Below are 16259 nucleotides of genomic sequence, written 5' to 3' on the forward strand. Positions count from 1 at the left end.
GGTGGGCGAGGGAATATCAGGCGGCCGGCTTGGCTGGCAACCCATTGGGCCGGTTTTCCCGGTCAAAAATGGGCTATCCCCGTGATAACGCGGGGCTTAGTTAGCGGAATATCCGAGCGCGACGGTCTCGGCTGGGGCGCTTGCCACCGCCGGCCCGCGCAGCTCCGGTGCCGGGGTGCGCGCGGGGCCATCCGCCGGGCCGCCATTGATCATGCTGGACAGGCCGCTGAGGCCCGCTTGGGCGATCTTGCGCAGGACCAGGTCGTCGGCCGCGGCCCAGGCGTCGCGGCCGGCCTTGCCGCCGGGTTCCTCGCCGGAAAGCCGGAGCGCGCGCTGCTGATTGCTGTCGTAGACGTCCCAGACCCAGGAAATCACGGTGCGGCCACGCACCACTTGCGCCGACAGATAGCTGCGCACGCGATAGGCGGCAGAGCCTTCGCGCGACACGATCGAGAGGCTGCGCAGCTTGGATTCGCTGTCGAGCACGCCGACCATGCGGTCGAACACCTGAGGCGGCGGCCCGTCGATCGATTCGAACGCAACCGTCGCGCCGCTGCTCGGTGCGGCCATGGCATAGGAATCGGCCGCGCCACCGCCGCCGGCACAGCCGCCAAGCGCGCAGGCGATCGAAAGCCACGTCGCAGCGATCGCGACGCGCACGACTGTCCCAGTTTGAAACTGGCTTTTTGACGCTTCCCTCATTGCGTCCTGCGATATCGTTAAAACGGCTTAACGTCTAGGGCAGGCAGGGCACAGGTCTTAACGGATCCGGCCGGCAGGCGCCGGGGCAGGACCGAATTCCTTGCCTGGTCGAGCAGACGATGACCAGCTTTGCTGGATCGCTACTCCCGCATCAGCGCGATGGCATGTACGTGCCGGCCGTAATCGCTTTCCTTGCGGTGCACGGAACGGCGGTAGCTGAAGAAACGCTCGTCGGAATAGGTGTCGATGCCGAGATCGTCGATCATCAGCACGCCGGCATTCTCCAGCCGCATCCGGATGAAGCCGGCGAGATCGAACATCGCATGTCCGTCGCGTTCGCCGGGGATGAAGAACATCCCGTTCCCGGCGTCGGCCTCGATGAAGCGCTCGACGAACTCGCTGCCGACTTCGTAGGAGTCCTGCCGGATCAGCGGGCCGATCGCGGCGACGATGCCGGTGCGGTCGGCGCCGAGCGTCTCCATCGCGTCGATGGTCGATTCCAGCACGCCGGTCAGCGCGCCCTTCCAGCCGGCATGCGCCGCGCCGATCACGCGCGCATTGGGGTCGACGAACAGGATCGGCCCGCAATCGGCAGTGGTGACGCTGATCGCGAGACCTTCGACATTGGTGACGAGCGCGTCCGCCTTCGGGCGCGCGTCGCCGTTCCAGGGGCCGGTGGCGACCACGACGTCGGGCGAGTGGATCTGGTGAACGCTGACGAGATGCGCCGGCGACACGCCCAGTCGTTCGGCGATGCGCCGCCTGTTTTCAACGACGCTTGCGGGGTCATCACGTGAGCCGAGACCGCCATTCAGTGCGCCATAGATGCCCTCCGAAACGCCGCCCTCGCGCGAGAAGAAAGCGTGGCGCAGGTCCGGGATGGCCGACAGCAGCGATGATCCCAATGTCATGACTCTTCGGCCTCGTCAGGCGGATCGCTGAGGCCGGCGATCGAGGTGATGCGTGGATCGGAGACCGCCATCGCCTTGAACATCGACCCCATGCCGCCACGGCCGGAGTCGGTCAGGCGCCGCAAGGCGCCGGCGATGTCGGCGGAGACCTCGGGCGTGGCTTTCGCCATCAATCCGGCGGCGCGGGCCTCGACACCGAGGCGCTTGAGGAAGTCGCCCTGCGTCACCGGTCCATGGACGCGCGCGCCGACATCCTCGGCAGCCCGCGTCAGCGCCTGGAAATCGACATGGGCGGTCACGTCGGCCTCTCCCGGCTTCTTCAGCGGATCGGTGAAGCTGTGGCGGGCGATCGCCTGGAAGGTGTCGCCGGCGTCGCTGCGCAGATGGCCGTAGTCGATAATCAACGCGGCGCCGTCCTGGTCGCGCACCCGGGTGGCGAGCTTCATGATCTCGGTGTCGGGCCGCCATTCGAACACCGCGCCGAGCGGGGCGGCGCGCACCAATGGCGGCAGCAGCACCTCGAAGCGCGGCATCGGTTCCGGCGCCGCAGCGAAATACAGGCTGCCATTGGCATCGATCCCGACCGTGCGTTCGTGCCAGCCGGTTTCGCGCCGGACCATCTGGTGGATCGGCAGCACGTCGAAATATTCGTTGGCGAGGATGACGGTAGGTCCCTCGGGGACGTCGTCGATGGTCTCGTGCCACGTGATGTTGCGCACGCCGGAGAGCGTCGCGCGCTGTTTCTCCCGCAGCACCGGGTTGACCTCGACGAGGTGGATGCTGAGCGATTGATAGAGCGGCGGCAGCACCCGGAGCGCGCGCAGCGCATCCGACATCATGGTGCCGCGGCCGGGGCCCAGTTCGACCACCCGTAGCGTCGACGGCGAGCCGATCGCCTTCCAGATCGATGCGCTCCACAGGCCGAGCAGCTCGCCGAACATCTGGCTGACTTCCGGCGACGTGGTGAAGTCGCCCTCGCGCCCCAGCGGATCGCGCGACAAGTAATAGCCGTGCTGCGGATGCATCAGGCACAATTCCATGTAGCGCCAGACCGGCATCGGTCCGGACGATCTGATCAGCTTCCTGATCTCGTCCAGCAGCGGGGAATGTTCGCTCACAGGCGTCCCTTTAAATTGAATCGGGCACCGGCCCCTTTGCCTTGCGGCGAATGGAGGTCACGATGATGATAGCGCCCACAATAATCATTGGCACTGACAGCAACATACCCATGGTTAGCCCACCCCACAGGAATCCGAGCTGCGGGTCGGGCTCTCTGAAAAACTCGCCGGCGATTCGGGCAAAACCGTAGATCGTGATGAAACTGCCGAGGATCAGGCCGGGCCGCTTCAGCGCGCCCATCCGGATCATCACGGCCAGCACCGTAAATAGCAAAATGCCTTCCAGGCCAGCCTCGTAAAGCTGGCTCGGATGGCGCGGCAGCGGCCCGCCATTGGGGAAGATCATGGCCCAGGGCAGGCTCGCCTCGGCGTGGCGGCCCCATAATTCGCTGTTGATGAAATTGGCGAGCCGCCCGAGGAACAGCCCGATCGGCCCGACCGCGGTGGTGATGTCGCCCAGCGACAGGATCGAGATGTCGTTCTTCCGCGCGAACCACATCACCGCGACGACGCAGCCCATAAAGCCGCCGTGGAACGACATGCCGCCCTTCCACAGCTCGAGGATTTCCGCCGGGTGCGCGATGAAGAAGGGCAGGTTGTAGAACAGCACATAGCCGGTGCGGCCGCCGACGATGATGCCGAGCGTGACCCAGAGGATGAAATCGTCGAGCTGCGGCAGCGTGATCGGCGCCGGCCCGCCCCACAGCCGTTGCTTCTTGATCAGCGAGCGGGCGTAAATCCACCCCAGCACGATGCCGCCGATATAGGCCAACGCATACCAACGGATCACGATTGGCCCGAGCGCGACCGCGACGGGGTTGAACACCGGAAAGTCGATCAGCAGGAACGGCATCGTGCGTCTTGAGGCTCAGCTCACGAGGTTGCGGCGATAGAGGGCAAGCAGCCGCTCCCAATGGCGTTCGGCGGCGTCGCGGTCATAGACCGGGCGCTTGGGGAACGCAAAGCCGTGATGCGTGCCGGGATAGATCTCGACCTCGTTGTTCGATCCCTTCATGCCGACCTTCACCTGCTCGATGATCTCCTGCGGCGCGTAGATATCGGTCTCGGCGCAGGCGAAATAGAGTTCAGCCTTGGTCTTCTGTGTGGCGAGATGCGGGCTGTCGGGCTGGTCGGTCGCCAGATGCGTGCCGTAGATCGAGGCGGCAGCCTTGACCCGGTCGGGGAAATGCGTCGCGGCGTTCACCGCATAGCGGCCGCTCATGCAATAGCCAACGGTGCCGACGATGTCAGTGTTTGCGGCCTTTTGCGTCTCGGCATAGGCGAGCAGGGCCTTGGTATCTTCCATGACAAGCGGAATGTTGAGCGAGTGCATCAGCGCGAACATGCGCTTGCGCTCCGGCGATTCCGGATCGGGGTTGATCGGGCCGAGCTCCATCGCGCCAGCGCGGTAATACATGTTGGGCAGCATCACGTAATAGCCCGAGGTGCCGAGCCGGCGCGCCATGTCGCGCAGCTCCTCGCGGATCGCCGGCGCGTCCATGTAGAAGATCACGACCGGAAACGGTCCGCCGCGTTCGGGATGGGTGATGAAGGTGGTGGTCTTGCCGTCCTTGGTCTCGATATCGACCGTGTGCTCGATCATGGCGTTTCCGTTCGCGTTGTGATTTGCGATTTCTGTTGTCGATTCAATACGATTGCAAGGAAACCGGAGCATGACAAGGCAAGCTACAGGGGGCCAGCCATTCATTGCGGGCTTGAACCGCATCGCAGGGATCGCCATTGTCTGTGCGCGAGTTAAGTGAACGCGGAGAGTTTGCGAGATGACCCAGACCAGCAATCGGTTTTTCGACGAGATCGGCCGTTTGATGAACGATGCCGCGGGCGCCGCCCAGGGCGTCAAGCGTGAGGTCGACACGGTCATGCGCAACCAGGCCGAACGCATTCTGCGCGACCTTGATTTGGTCAAGCGCGAGGAATTCGAGGCGGTCAAGGACATGGCCCGCCTGGCCCGCGAGGAGAACGAGGCGCTGAAGGCCCGCATTGCTGCCCTCGAAGCCAAGCTCGGCGGCGCGACGGTATGAACTGGAGCCTCGTAGCCCGGATGGAGCGAAGCGAAATCCGGGAGAGGTTGATCCGCGGTTAGAGCGGCCCCGGATTACGCTTCGCTCCATCCGGGCTACGTTATCCGTGGTCTTTCGGGCCGGCGAGCAAGAAAAGTCCCTTCATTTCCTTGTCATTTCGTCCCTTTGAGGCTAAAAGCCCGCCACGTCCGCGGCCCCCGCACCCCTGGAGGCTTGCTGTGGACTTGTGCATGGGCCGCGCTGCGGCCTTTAACTTTTTAAATACAAGGACTTAACGCTATGGCGACCGTCAAGGAATTGAAGGCGACCGCGCGTCCGCAGAGCGGCAAGGGGGCCGCCCGGGCAGAGCGTCGCGCCGGGAGAGTTCCCGGAGTGATCTACGGAAACAACCAGCCCCCCGTCACCATCTCGGTCGACGACCGCGAATTGCGCCAGCGCATCCTAGCGGGCCGGTTCCTGACCACGATTTACGACATCGATCTCGAGGGCAAGAAGCATCGGGTGATTCCGCGCGACTTCCACCTCGATCCGGTGAAGGACTTCCCGATCCATGTCGACTTCATGCGGCTCGGCGAAGGCGCCACCATCCGCGTCAGCGTACCGCTGCACGTCGTGAACGCGGAAGCCGCGCCCGGCATCAAGCGCGGCGGCACCGTCAACATCGTCACCCACGCGCTCGAACTGGAGTGCTCGGTCGACAACATCCCGCCATACATCGAGGCCGATGTCAGCACGCTCGAGATCAGCCACTCGCTGCATCTCTCCGAGATCAAGCTGCCTGCGGGCGTGAAGTCGCTGACCCGCGAGGACGCGACCTTGGTCACCATCGTGCCGCCGTCCGGTTACGCCGAAGAGCTGAAGGCCGCGGCTGCGGCTGCTGCTGGTGGCGCGGCGACGCCTGCTGCGGGTGCAGCTGCTCCTGCTGCCGCTCCGGCCGCGGGTGCTGCGGCTCCGGCCGCCGGTGCCAAGGCTCCGGCTGCGAAGGCTCCGGCCGCAGGTGCCAAGGCACCTGCCGGTGGCGACAAGAAGAAGTAACCGATCAGGTCGGCGCGCCATCAACTGATGGCGCGCCGATACGGGATGCTGCGTCATGCGCCTCTTCGTCGGTCTCGGTAATCCCGGCGCGAAATACGCCAGCAACCGGCACAATATCGGGTTCCTGGCGGTCGATGAGATTGCACGGCGTCATGGTTTCGCACCATGGCGCCGTCGCTTTCAGGGTGAGACCGCGGAAGGCGTGCTTGACCATCAGAAGGTCGTGCTGTTGAAGCCGGCCACCTACATGAACGAGTCCGGGCGCGCGGTGCAGGAAGCGGCAAGCTTTTTCAAGCTCGCCGCCTCCGACGTCACCGTGTTCCAGGACGAGCTCGAATTGCCGCCGGCCAAGGTGCGCCTGAAGGTCGGTGGTGGCATCGCCGGCCATAACGGGCTGCGCTCGATCTCGGCGCATATCGGCAACGAGTATCGCCGGGTGCGGCTCGGGATCGGTCATCCCGGCGTCAAGGCGCTGGTGCACAGCCACGTGCTGTCGGACTTCGCCAAAAGCGATCGGGCGTGGGTGGAGGCCTTGTGTGCAGCTGTCGCCGACAATGCCGGTCTGCTGGCGACCGGCCACGATGCGTCGTTCGCCAACAAGGTGCATCTGGTGATGCAGGCCAAGGGATTTTTCGACAAGGATGAGAACGGCGCGGCGTGACCCGCGGGGCTTCTCCAACAGATTTCGGGACGGACAATGGGATTCAAATGCGGGATCGTCGGGCTGCCTAACGTCGGCAAGTCGACGCTGTTCAATGCGCTGACCGAGACGGCGGCTGCTCAAGCGGCGAACTATCCGTTCTGCACCATCGAACCGAATGTCGGTGAGGTCGCGGTGCCTGATCCGCGGCTGGACAAGCTGTCGGCGATCGCGAAATCCGCGCAGATCATCCCGACCCGGCTGACCTTCGTCGACATCGCAGGCCTGGTCCGCGGTGCCTCCAAAGGCGAAGGCCTCGGCAACCAGTTCCTCGCCACCATCCGCGAGGTCGATGCGGTCGCCCATGTGGTGCGCTGCTTCGAGGATTCCGACATCACCCATGTCGAGGGCAAGATCGCGCCGCTCGCCGATATCGAGACCATCGAGACCGAGCTGATGCTGTCGGATCTCGACAGCCTGGAGAAGCGCGTCGACAACCTCACGAAGAAGGCCAAGGGCAACGACAAGGACGCCAAGGAGCAGCTTGAGCTGGTCAACCGCGCGTTGGTGCTGCTGCGCGAGGGCAAGCCGGCCCGCGGGCTGGAGCGCAAGCCGGAGGAGGAGCGCGCATTCCGCATGCTCGGCCTTTTGACGTCGAAGCCGGTGCTCTACGTCTGCAACGTCGAGGAAGGCTCCGCCAAGGACGGCAACAATTTCTCCAAGGCGGTGTTCGAACGCGCCAGGGAAGAAGGCGCGGTCGCGGTCGTGATCTCGGCCAAGATCGAATCCGAGATCGCGACGTTGTCGCGCGAGGAGCGTGTCGACTTCCTCGAAACGCTGGAGCTGCAGGAAGCCGGACTCGATCGCCTGATCCGCGCCGGCTACCAGCTGCTCGACCTCATCACCTATTTCACCGTCGGCCCGAAAGAAGCGCGCGCCTGGACCATCGATCGCGGCACCAAAGCCCCGGCCGCGGCCGGCGTGATCCATACCGATTTCGAGAAGGGCTTTATCCGCGCCGAGACCATCGCCTATGACGATTATGTCGCGGGCAATGGCGAAGCCGGCGCGCGCGATGCCGGCAAGCTGCGGCTCGAAGGCAAGGAGTACGTCGTCGTCGACGGCGACGTCATGCATTTCAGGTTCAATACGTAATTGTCGTCCCGGCGAAGGCCGGGACCCATTACCCCAGCTGCGCGTTTGGCGACGGCTGGGGCCACTGCATTTCCTTACAACCAACATTCGTGGTTATTGGTCCCGGCCTTCGCCGGGACGACATGTGCGGCGGCGCCTGCCCACCTCACCGGTCCGCGCGGCCGATCACATCCATCAGCTCGGTGATCTTGCGCCGCTGGTCGGCCTTGTCGCCGGACGAGATCGCATGCTCCACGCAATGCGCGACATGGTCGCGCAAGACCTCCTCCTCAACGCGGCGCAGCGCCGCGCGGGCTGCGGCGATCTGCGTCACCACATCGATGCAGTAGCGGTCGTCCTCGACCATGCCGGCGAGGCCGCGGATCTGACCCTCGATCCGTTTGAGCCGTTTTAAACAGGACGTCTTGATCTCTTCGCGCATAAGCGTCATATACCCCCCTAGGGTATGATAATCAAGAGGCCGGGATACCGGTCGGGAAGAGTTTTCGTGGCACACGATCACGACCATTCGCACGCGGATCATCACCATCATGGCGCGGCAGCGCATTCCTGTTGCGGCGGCAAGCACAACCATGGCGACAAGCCGGCCGAGGTCGCGCTGGCGATCGATCCGGTCTGCGGCATGAAGGTCAATCCGGCGACCGCCAATTACCGCTTCAGCTATCAGGGAGAGGATTATTTCTTCTGTAGCGGCCGCTGCCGCGGGCGGTTCGAGGCCGAGCCGGAGAAATTCCTGAAGCCCCGCGAGCCTGAGCCGCCGGCGCCCGCTGATACAATCTACACCTGTCCGATGCATCCCGAGGTGCGCCAGGTCGGTCCCGGCAGTTGCCCGATCTGCGGCATGGCGCTTGAGCCCGAGCAGGTCTCGCTCGATGACGGGCCTGATCCTGAAATGATCGACATGACCAAACGTTTCTGGATCGCGCTGGTGCTGACCTTGCCGGTGTTTGTGCTCGAGATGGGCAGCCATCTCGGCCTGATGCATCTGGTGCCGCCGAATTGGTCGAACTGGATCTCGTTCGTGCTGACGACGCCGGTGGTGCTGTGGGCTGGCGCGCCGTTCTTCGTGCGCGGCTGGCAATCAATCCTCACCCGTAATCTCAACATGTTCACGCTGATCGCGATGGGCACCGGCGTCGCCTACGTTTACAGCGTCGTCGGGACGCTGGCGCCGCAGCTGTTTCCACCGGCCTTCCGCGACATGCATGGCGCGGTCGCGGTCTATTTCGAGGCGGCGGCCGTGATCACCGTGCTGGTGCTGCTCGGCCAGGTGCTCGAGTTGCGCGCCCGGGCGCAGACCTCGGGCGCGATCCGCGCGCTGCTGGGCCTGGCCCCCAAGACCGCGCGACGCATCACCGATCAGGGCGATGAGGACATCGCGATCGACGCGATCAAGGTCGACGATCGCTTGCGCGTGCGCCCCGGCGAGAAGATCCCGGTCGACGGCCTCGTCGTCGAGGGCCGCGCGGTGGTCGATGAATCAATGGTCACCGGCGAGTCGATGCCGGTGTCGAAGGAAGAGGGCGACCGGGTGATCGGCGGCACCGTCAACCGGAGCGGTGGTCTCGTGATGCGCGCCGAGAAGATCGGCCGCGATACCATGCTGGCGCGGATCGTCGACATGGTCGCGAAAGCGCAGCGCTCGCGCGCGCCGATCCAGCGGCTTGCTGATCGCGTTGCCGGTTGGTTCGTGCCGGCGGTGATAGCGGCTGCCGCGCTCGCTTTCGTGGCCTGGGCAAGCTTCGGTCCCGAACCGCGCTTCACCTTCGCGCTGGTCGCCGCTGTCACGGTGCTGATCATCGCCTGCCCCTGCGCACTCGGCCTGGCAACGCCGATGTCGATCATGGTTGGCGTCGGCCGCGGTGCGCATTCCGGCATCCTGATCCGCGACGCGCAGGCGCTGGAGCGGATGGAGGCGATCGATACGCTTGTGATCGACAAGACCGGCACGCTGACCGAGGGCAAGCCGAAGGTGACGCGGATCATTCCGGCCGATGGGTTCGATGAGAATGGCTTGCTGCGTCTTGCTGCCAGTGTCGAACAGGGCAGCGAGCATCCGCTGGCGCAGGCGATACTCGCGGCCGCGAAGGACCGCAAGCTGGCACTCGCCACGGTCGGCAACTTCGCCTCGCCCTCCGGCAAGGGCGCGACCGGGGCGGTCGAGGGCAAACAGGTCGCGCTCGGCAATGCCGTGCTGATGAGCGAACTCAAGATCGCGACCTCAGCGCTGGATCAGGCCGCAGAGTCCGCACGCCAGGACGGCGCCACCGCGATCTATATCGCGGTCGATGGCCGTGTCGCCGGCGTGGTCGCGATCGCCGATCCGGTCAAGCCGTCGGCGGTGCAAGCGCTGCAGGCGCTGCGTGCCGAGGGCCTGCGCATCGTGATGCTGACCGGCGACAATGAGACGACGGCACGCGCAGTGGCGCGCACGCTCGGGATCGACGAGGTCGAGGCCGGCGTCCTGCCGGAGCGCAAGAGCGAGGTCGTGCAGCGGCTGCGCGGCGAGGGCCGCACGGTCGCGATGGCCGGCGACGGCGTCAATGACGCGCCGGCGCTGGCCGCCGCCGACGTCGGCATCGCGATGGGCGGCGGCACCGACGTTGCAATCGAGAGCGCCGGCATCACGCTCCTGACCGGGGACCTGATGGGCCTGGTTCGGGCACGACGGCTGTCGGTCGCTGTCATGCGTAATATCCGCCAGAACCTGACCTTCGCCTTCGTCTACAACGCCGCCGGTGTGCCTGTTGCGGCCGGCGTGCTGTATCCGCTGTTCGGCATCCTGCTGTCGCCGATGGTCGGCGCCGCGGCGATGGCGCTGTCCTCGGTCAGCGTGATCGGCAATGCGCTGCGCCTCGCACGCACGAAGTTGGATTGAGCTCCTCTTACCTCGCCCCGCTTGCGGGGAGAGGTCGGCGCGCAGCGCCGGGTGATGGGGAATCTCCGCGAGTTCGTTTCTCACCGACATTGCGGAAGCAGCCCCTCACCCCAACCCTCTCAGCGCGAGCTTTTGCTCGTCGTGGCCCCGGAAGAACGGGGAGAGGGAGAGGGAGAAGAGAGACCGCTATGCGCTCTGCAACACCCGCGGCGTCCGACGTTCGATCTCGGCATCGAGACATGCAGCGAGGTCTTCGCTCACCTCGACCATCGGCAGCCGCACCTCGGGACTGTCGATCAGTCCCTGCCGCCACAGCCAGTGCTTGGCCGGCGCCGGGCTCGGTTCGGCGAACAACAGCTTGGTCAGGTTGGTGACGCTGTGCCACGCGGCCAGCGCGGCATCGCGGTTGCCCTGCCGCAGCAGCGTCCGGATCGAGGCGAAGGTTTCGGTGTGAAGATGCGCCGACAGCAGGATTGCGCCGTCGGCGCCATCGGACAAGGCGTCGAAGGTTTGTGTGTCCTCGCCGGTCAGCACGCGGAAGCCGGCCGGCCGCCGGTTGACGAAGTCGATGGATTGCGCGCGGTCGGCGCCGCAATCTTTGATGCCGACGATGTTCGGGTGGCAGGCCAAGGCGAGCAGCGTCTCGTTGGTCAGGTTCACCGCCGTGCGGTAGGGGATGTTGTAGAGCACGATCGGCCAGGCAGCGTGATCGGCGAGCGCGTTGAAATGCTGCAGCAGCCCGCGCTGCGAGGGGCGGGTGTAGTAAGGGGTTGCGATCAGATAGCCGTCGATCGGCCAATCGGCGGTATCATCGAGCGCATCCTTCATCCGCGCGGTGCTGGCGCCTGATAGCCCGAGGCAGATCGGCAGATGGCGGGAGCTGGCACTCAACTCGGCGCGCACCACGGTCGTCAGCCGTTCCAGTTCGCTGAAGCCGAGCGACATGCCTTCACCGGAGGTTGCACCAAGGATAAAGCCGTCGACCGGGCCGCTGGCATAATGCTCCACGAGACGGCGCAGCGAGTCGACGTCGAGTTCGCCGTTGCGAAATGGCGTGATCAAGGGCAGCCACAGGCCCTGCAATTGCTGTTGTAGATCGGTCATGTTCCATCTCCTTAAGAAGGCAAAGCCGGAGACGGGACCAATAAAAAACCCCGTCCAGGCGGCGGGGTTTCGGGATCGGTTAAAATGCGAAATGATCTTATCGCGCGCGATCTCGTGTCCCCGGGAGGGGAGCTTTTTTCGACGACAGAACGGTGCACGAAGTCGTGATCATGTCGCGATGATGCTGCGCTGCGTTCTCATTGTCAATGTGCGCACTGATCGTGACGCCCAGCGCACGGACGTGGCGCGCAATGTACCGACGTGACGCGCGCATGAAAAAAAAGCCGGGCTCGAGAGAGCCCGGCTTGAGGTATTGGCCACGTGAGGCCGACACAATCACCTTCCAAGAGGGATTACTGAACTTCCGCGCCGCTGGAGGAGGGGGACATATGCGCGACGCGACCGCTCAGCGTGTGAACACTATGATCCCCATCGGAGCCATGCGGCAACCGTCCGAGCCGCATGTCTGACATGCGGGGATTTGGGGGGCCTCTTGTCGGGTCTTTGGACAGGGCCGACCACCTATAATTGAATCATATAAGGGCCGCTTAATCAGGACGGCCAGCGCTGCGCCTTGCTGACCACGAAGTCGCGGAACACCTGCACCCGCGCCACCGTCTTCAACTCCTCCGGATAGACGAAGTAGGTGTCGAGCGCGATCGAGTCGGACTCGCCGAACAGCTGCACGAGGCGGTTGTTCTCTTCGACCAGATAGTCCGGCAGCGCGGCGATGCCGAGCCCCTGTTGGCAGGCGCGCACCAGGCCCAGGATGTTGTTGACCTTGAAGTAGGCTTCGCGCGGACCGGAACCGTTGCGGCCGGCATCGATCAGCCAGCTGCGGTTCTGCAGATGCGGCGGCACCTGCGCGTCGCCGAGCATGATGATGCGGTGCGAGTCGAGATCGTCCAGCGTCCGCGGCGTGCCGAAGCGCTTGATGTATTCCGGCGAGCAATAGGCGTGGAAGCCGATCGAGAACAGCTTGCGCTGGATCAGATCGGGCTGGGTCGGCTTGCGGGTGCGGATCGCCACGTCGGCCTCGCGCATCGACAGATCGAGATCCTCGTCGGTGACGATCAGCGAGATACGGATGTCCGGATAGAGCGCGGTGAACTCGTCGAGCCGCGGGATCAGCCAGTTGATGCCGAGCGCGGGCGGCGTCGTGATCTTGAGGTCGCCGCTCGGCCGCTCGCGGCTGTCGGTGAGTTTTGCGCGCGCCGCCTGCAGCTGCATGAACACGTCATGCGCGGTGCGGAACAGCAGGTCGCCCTGCTCGGTGAGGATCAAGCCGCGGGCGTGGCGGTGAAACAGCGAGACCGAGAGCTCCTGCTCCAGCGCACTGACCTGGCGGGAGACCGCCGATTGCGAAAGCCCAAGTTGCTCTCCGGCATGGGTGAAGCTGCCCGCTTCAGCCGCCGCGTGAAACACCTTCAGCTTGTCCCAATCCATATCCGTAAATCCGTCGCGAGAGCGTGCCATGATTATTCCGCCGCTGCGCGATCGCTCGCGCGAAGAGCCAGGAAGCGTTCCGCCTCGAGTGCCGACATGCAGCCGAGGCCGGCGGCGGTCACCGCCTGCCGGTAGGTTTCGTCGGCTACGTCGCCAGCAGCGAACAGGCCGGGGATCGAGGTCGCAGTCGAATTCGGCGCCACCTCGACATAGCCTGACGGTTTGAGTTTGATCTGGCCTTTGACCAGCTCGGTCGCCGGCGCATGCCCGATCGCGATGAAGACGCCGTCCGTCCGCACGTCGGTCAGTCTGCCGGTCTTGACGTTTTTCAGCCGCACATGGGTGACCTTGTTCGGGTTCTCCGATCCGCAGATCTCGTCGATCGCGCTGTCCCAGATGACCTTGATCTTGGGGTGCTTGAACAGGCGGTCCTGCAGGATGCGCTCGGCGCGGAAATGATCGCGGCGATGGACGATGGTGACTTGCGAGGCGTGGTTAGTCAGGAACAGGGCCTCCTCGACCGCGGTATTGCCGCCGCCGACCACCACGACTTCCTTGTTGCGATAGAAGAAGCCGTCGCAGGTCGCGCAGGCGGACACGCCACCCCCCTGGAATTTCTCTTCCGACGGTATTCCAAGCCAGCGCGCCTGCGCGCCGGTCGCGAGGATGACGGTTTCGGCCAGGTAGACGTCGCCGCTATCGCAGGTCAGGCGAAACGGCCGCTGGCCGAGTTCGAGCTTGCTGACGAGATCGTTGACGATCCTGGTGCCGACATGAGCCGCCTGCTTCTCCATCTGCTCCATCAGCCAGGGGCCCTGGATCACATCGGCGAAGCCGGGATAGTTTTCAACGTCGGTGGTGATGGTGAGCTGCCCGCCCGGCTGGATGCCCTGGATCAGCACCGGCTCGAGCATCGCGCGCGCTGCGTAGATCGCCGCGGTGTAACCGGCAGGACCGGACCCGATGATGACGACCTTGGCATGGATAGGCGCGGGCATTGGCAGATCCCTCTGTGCTGGGGATTTTGGTCAGGACTTGAGCGGAAAGCGCCCGGAAAGGGGTCGCAGCGGCGCTAAAAGTGCCAAATCCAGTCTATGATATCTGGGTAGCTATGCAAGAATTGCAATCCAAACCAGCGATTTTTCCCCGGAACTGAAATCAAATTCGCGAAATCGTGCGCTGCACGCGCAATAAAATTGCGCAAAGTGCGCAGCCTGCGCTAAGACAGTTGCGAGCAGACCTGGCAAATGTCCAAGCTTTCAGGGAACCGTAGTCGCGTGTCGAAGAACCTTGACGAAATAGACCTTAAAATTCTCGCCGAGATCCAGGCCGACGGCCGAATCACCAACGTGGAACTGGCCAAACGCGTCGGGATCTCGCCGCCGCCCTGCCTGCGCCGGGTCAGGACGCTGGAGGAGGAAGGCTACATCCAGGGATACCGCGGCATGCTCGATCCACGCCGTCTCGGCTTCGACGTGACGGTGTTCGCCGCCGTCCATTTGTCGAGCCAGGCCGACGCCGATCTGCGCGCGTTCGAGAATTTCGTGCGCGCCGAGCCCTTGGTGCGGGAATGCTGGATGCTGTCGGGCGAGGTCGACTTCATCCTGAAATGCGTTGCGCCCGACATGGCGACGTTCCAGGATTTCGTCACCCACCTGACCGCCGCGCCCCATGTCCGCAACGTCCGGACATCGCTGGTGCTGCACAATTCGAAATACGAGGCCGCCGTGCCGCTGGATCTCAGGGTGGCGGGCTGAGGCGACAATCGCGTCGCTGTCATTGCGAGAAGCGAAGCGACGAAGCAATCCATGCTTCCGCGTGTGGGGAAATGTATTGCTTCGCTTCGCTCGCAATGACGATGTTGGTTACTTCTTCCGCATCTCGTCGACGCTGATCGGGCCCGGGCCCGAGGTTGCGAGATAGAGGCAGGTGAAGCAGAACAGGATCGCCGCGGTGCCGCCGTTGTTCAGCGGCAGGAACACGGGCGGGTCCCCCTTTTCTATCGTTGCCTTGAGCATGTGACCCATGAAGTAGGCGAACGCCATTTCACCCGATAGGATGAACGCGACCAGCCGCGAGAACAGGCCGATCATCAAGAGTGCGCCGAGGATCAGCTCAATCGCGCCCGCGGTCGTGATCAATGGCGGGATGTTTGCGAAGTACGGAAGGACAGGAAACTTGAAGATCTTGGCGACGCCGTACTGAAACAGCAGCAGCCCGGCGAAGAATCGAAGCAGGCTGAGCGCTATCGGCTGAAACCTGGAAAGCGTCTGGTCCATTGTCATTGTCCCCCTGTTTGACATGTTGGAACGTGGAATTGAACGGATACACGGTGTGTGTCTCCGCCATATGATGTCAACACCGCTCCCGATGGATCATTCGATGCGGCGCGGCATGCGGTTTCCTTCGGGTAACTTAGTTATGGTGCATAATCATATCACCCTGCCTCACTAGGATAGGCGGTGCTCCGCGGCCAATTCACAATCCCGTCAGCGAGCGCGTGAGGCGATACCGTGTTGTCTCGGCGCAACAAGAATTGGCGCAGCAAAAAAGCCGCGTGCAAGACGCGGCTTCTTCGCAGCTAATCGTAGAATAAATCTATCGCCACTCGACCTTGGTGATTTCGTAGGCCTTGGCGCCGCCTGGCGCCATCACTTCAACCGTGGCGCCCTGCTTCTTGCCGATCAGCGCCCGCGCCAGCGGTGAGGTGATGGAGATGCGGCCCTTCTTGGCGTCGGCCTCGACCTCGCCGACGAGTTGCCACACCGCCTTCTTTTCGGTGTCCTCGTCGACCAGCGTTACGGTGGCACCGAACTTGATGGTGTCGCCTGAGAGCTTCGAGATGTCGATGATGTCTGCGCGCGCGAGCTTGTCCTCCAGCTCGGCGATGCGGCCTTCATTGTGCGACTGCTCTTCCTTGGCGGCGTGATACTCGGCGTTCTCCGAGAGGTCGCCATGCGAGCGCGCCTCCGCGATATGTTCGATGATGCGCGGACGATCCTCCGACTGTCGCTTCTTCAGCTCGACCGTCAGTGCGGAATATCCACCCGCGGTCATCGGAACCTTTTCCATCATCTTCGTCCTTCACCCGCACGCGAATCCAGGGCGCGCGAGATATCGAGTTCAGCTAAACGCAGGATCAGGGCCTGAACAAGGAGCCCGGAAGCCCAGTGATTTTCGGCCCCGCTAAGGGCCGTGACAACATCCAATCGCGCGGTGAGTTCCAGC

At 64.0% G+C, this 16259-nt stretch carries 17 protein-coding genes; 6 read left to right on the plus strand and 11 right to left on the minus strand.

Features of this window, described 5'->3' with window-relative positions; translation table 11 throughout:
* Positions 1 to 96: 96 nt before the first annotated feature.
* From UP10_RS25720 to UP10_RS25740, 5 genes are all read right to left on the minus strand, one after another.
* Complete coding sequence (locus UP10_RS25720; RefSeq protein WP_044589966.1) at positions 97 to 702, minus strand: hypothetical protein; 606 nt, start codon at positions 700 to 702, stop codon at positions 97 to 99.
* Positions 703 to 842: 140 nt separating this feature from the next.
* Entirely contained in the window at positions 843 to 1613 is a 771-nt protein-coding gene (pgeF, locus tag UP10_RS25725) for a peptidoglycan editing factor PgeF (RefSeq protein ID WP_044589967.1), read from the minus strand.
* Positions 1610 to 2671 (minus strand): class I SAM-dependent methyltransferase, encoded by a 1062-nt coding sequence (locus UP10_RS25730; RefSeq protein ID WP_044590127.1) that lies wholly within the window; start codon positions 2669 to 2671, stop codon positions 1610 to 1612. Before UP10_RS25730 ends, pgeF begins: the two co-directional genes overlap by 4 nt.
* A gap of 70 nt (positions 2672 to 2741) precedes the next feature.
* Positions 2742 to 3584, minus strand: a complete 843-nt coding sequence (gene lgt / locus UP10_RS25735) for a prolipoprotein diacylglyceryl transferase (RefSeq protein WP_044589968.1) — start codon at positions 3582 to 3584, stop codon at positions 2742 to 2744.
* Between the two features lie 15 nt (positions 3585 to 3599).
* A complete protein-coding gene (locus tag UP10_RS25740) occupies positions 3600 to 4334 on the minus strand; it encodes a dienelactone hydrolase family protein (protein ID WP_044590128.1) in 735 nt (244 codons plus the stop codon).
* A gap of 178 nt (positions 4335 to 4512) precedes the next feature.
* Between UP10_RS25740 and UP10_RS25745 the strand changes: the two genes are divergently transcribed.
* The 4 genes from UP10_RS25745 to ychF all read left to right on the plus strand — a co-directional run bounded on the left by UP10_RS25745 (position 4513) and on the right by ychF (position 7603).
* Positions 4513 to 4773 carry an accessory factor UbiK family protein gene (locus tag UP10_RS25745; RefSeq protein ID WP_044589969.1) on the plus strand — a complete coding sequence of 87 codons (261 nt, stop codon included), beginning with the start codon at positions 4513 to 4515 and terminating at the stop codon, positions 4771 to 4773.
* Between the two features lie 279 nt (positions 4774 to 5052).
* Positions 5053 to 5808 (plus strand): 50S ribosomal protein L25/general stress protein Ctc, encoded by a 756-nt coding sequence (locus UP10_RS25750; RefSeq protein ID WP_044589970.1) that lies wholly within the window; start codon positions 5053 to 5055, stop codon positions 5806 to 5808.
* Between the two features lie 55 nt (positions 5809 to 5863).
* Complete coding sequence (gene pth, locus UP10_RS25755; RefSeq protein WP_044589971.1) at positions 5864 to 6469, plus strand: aminoacyl-tRNA hydrolase; 606 nt, start codon at positions 5864 to 5866, stop codon at positions 6467 to 6469.
* A gap of 36 nt (positions 6470 to 6505) precedes the next feature.
* Entirely contained in the window at positions 6506 to 7603 is a 1098-nt protein-coding gene (ychF, locus tag UP10_RS25760; protein WP_044589972.1) for a redox-regulated ATPase YchF, read from the plus strand.
* Between the two features lie 145 nt (positions 7604 to 7748).
* Here the strand turns inward: ychF and UP10_RS25765 are convergent, their stop codons facing one another.
* Entirely contained in the window at positions 7749 to 8024 is a 276-nt protein-coding gene (locus UP10_RS25765) for a metal-sensitive transcriptional regulator (RefSeq protein WP_044590129.1), read from the minus strand.
* Positions 8025 to 8090: 66 nt separating this feature from the next.
* On the opposite strand from UP10_RS25765, the gene UP10_RS25770 reads away from it, so the two are divergent.
* Positions 8091 to 10481 carry a heavy metal translocating P-type ATPase gene (locus UP10_RS25770; protein WP_044589973.1) on the plus strand — a complete coding sequence of 797 codons (2391 nt, stop codon included), beginning with the start codon at positions 8091 to 8093 and terminating at the stop codon, positions 10479 to 10481.
* 186 nt (positions 10482 to 10667) lie between these two features.
* Here the strand turns inward: UP10_RS25770 and dapA are convergent, their stop codons facing one another.
* The 3 genes from dapA to trxB all read right to left on the minus strand — a co-directional run bounded on the left by dapA (position 10668) and on the right by trxB (position 14029).
* Positions 10668 to 11585 (minus strand): 4-hydroxy-tetrahydrodipicolinate synthase, encoded by a 918-nt coding sequence (gene dapA, locus UP10_RS25775; RefSeq protein ID WP_044589974.1) that lies wholly within the window; start codon positions 11583 to 11585, stop codon positions 10668 to 10670.
* Positions 11586 to 12137: 552 nt separating this feature from the next.
* Positions 12138 to 13061: a LysR family transcriptional regulator gene (locus UP10_RS25785; RefSeq protein ID WP_044538968.1), complete on the minus strand. Its 924-nt coding sequence runs from the start codon at positions 13059 to 13061 to the stop codon at positions 12138 to 12140.
* A gap of 2 nt (positions 13062 to 13063) precedes the next feature.
* Entirely contained in the window at positions 13064 to 14029 is a 966-nt protein-coding gene (gene trxB, locus UP10_RS25790; protein WP_044589976.1) for a thioredoxin-disulfide reductase, read from the minus strand.
* Between the two features lie 279 nt (positions 14030 to 14308).
* On the opposite strand from trxB, the gene UP10_RS25795 reads away from it, so the two are divergent.
* Positions 14309 to 14788 (plus strand): Lrp/AsnC family transcriptional regulator, encoded by a 480-nt coding sequence (locus tag UP10_RS25795; RefSeq protein WP_044589977.1) that lies wholly within the window; start codon positions 14309 to 14311, stop codon positions 14786 to 14788.
* Between the two features lie 108 nt (positions 14789 to 14896).
* Here the strand turns inward: UP10_RS25795 and UP10_RS25800 are convergent, their stop codons facing one another.
* Positions 14897 to 15310: a DoxX family protein gene (locus tag UP10_RS25800; protein WP_044589978.1), complete on the minus strand. Its 414-nt coding sequence runs from the start codon at positions 15308 to 15310 to the stop codon at positions 14897 to 14899.
* A gap of 319 nt (positions 15311 to 15629) precedes the next feature.
* Complete coding sequence (gene greA, locus UP10_RS25805; RefSeq protein WP_156180253.1) at positions 15630 to 16103, minus strand: transcription elongation factor GreA; 474 nt, start codon at positions 16101 to 16103, stop codon at positions 15630 to 15632.
* Positions 16104 to 16259: the final 156 nt, after the last annotated feature.

Source organism: Bradyrhizobium sp. LTSPM299, from assembly GCF_000938235.1.
Classification (GTDB): domain Bacteria; phylum Pseudomonadota; class Alphaproteobacteria; order Rhizobiales; family Xanthobacteraceae; genus Bradyrhizobium.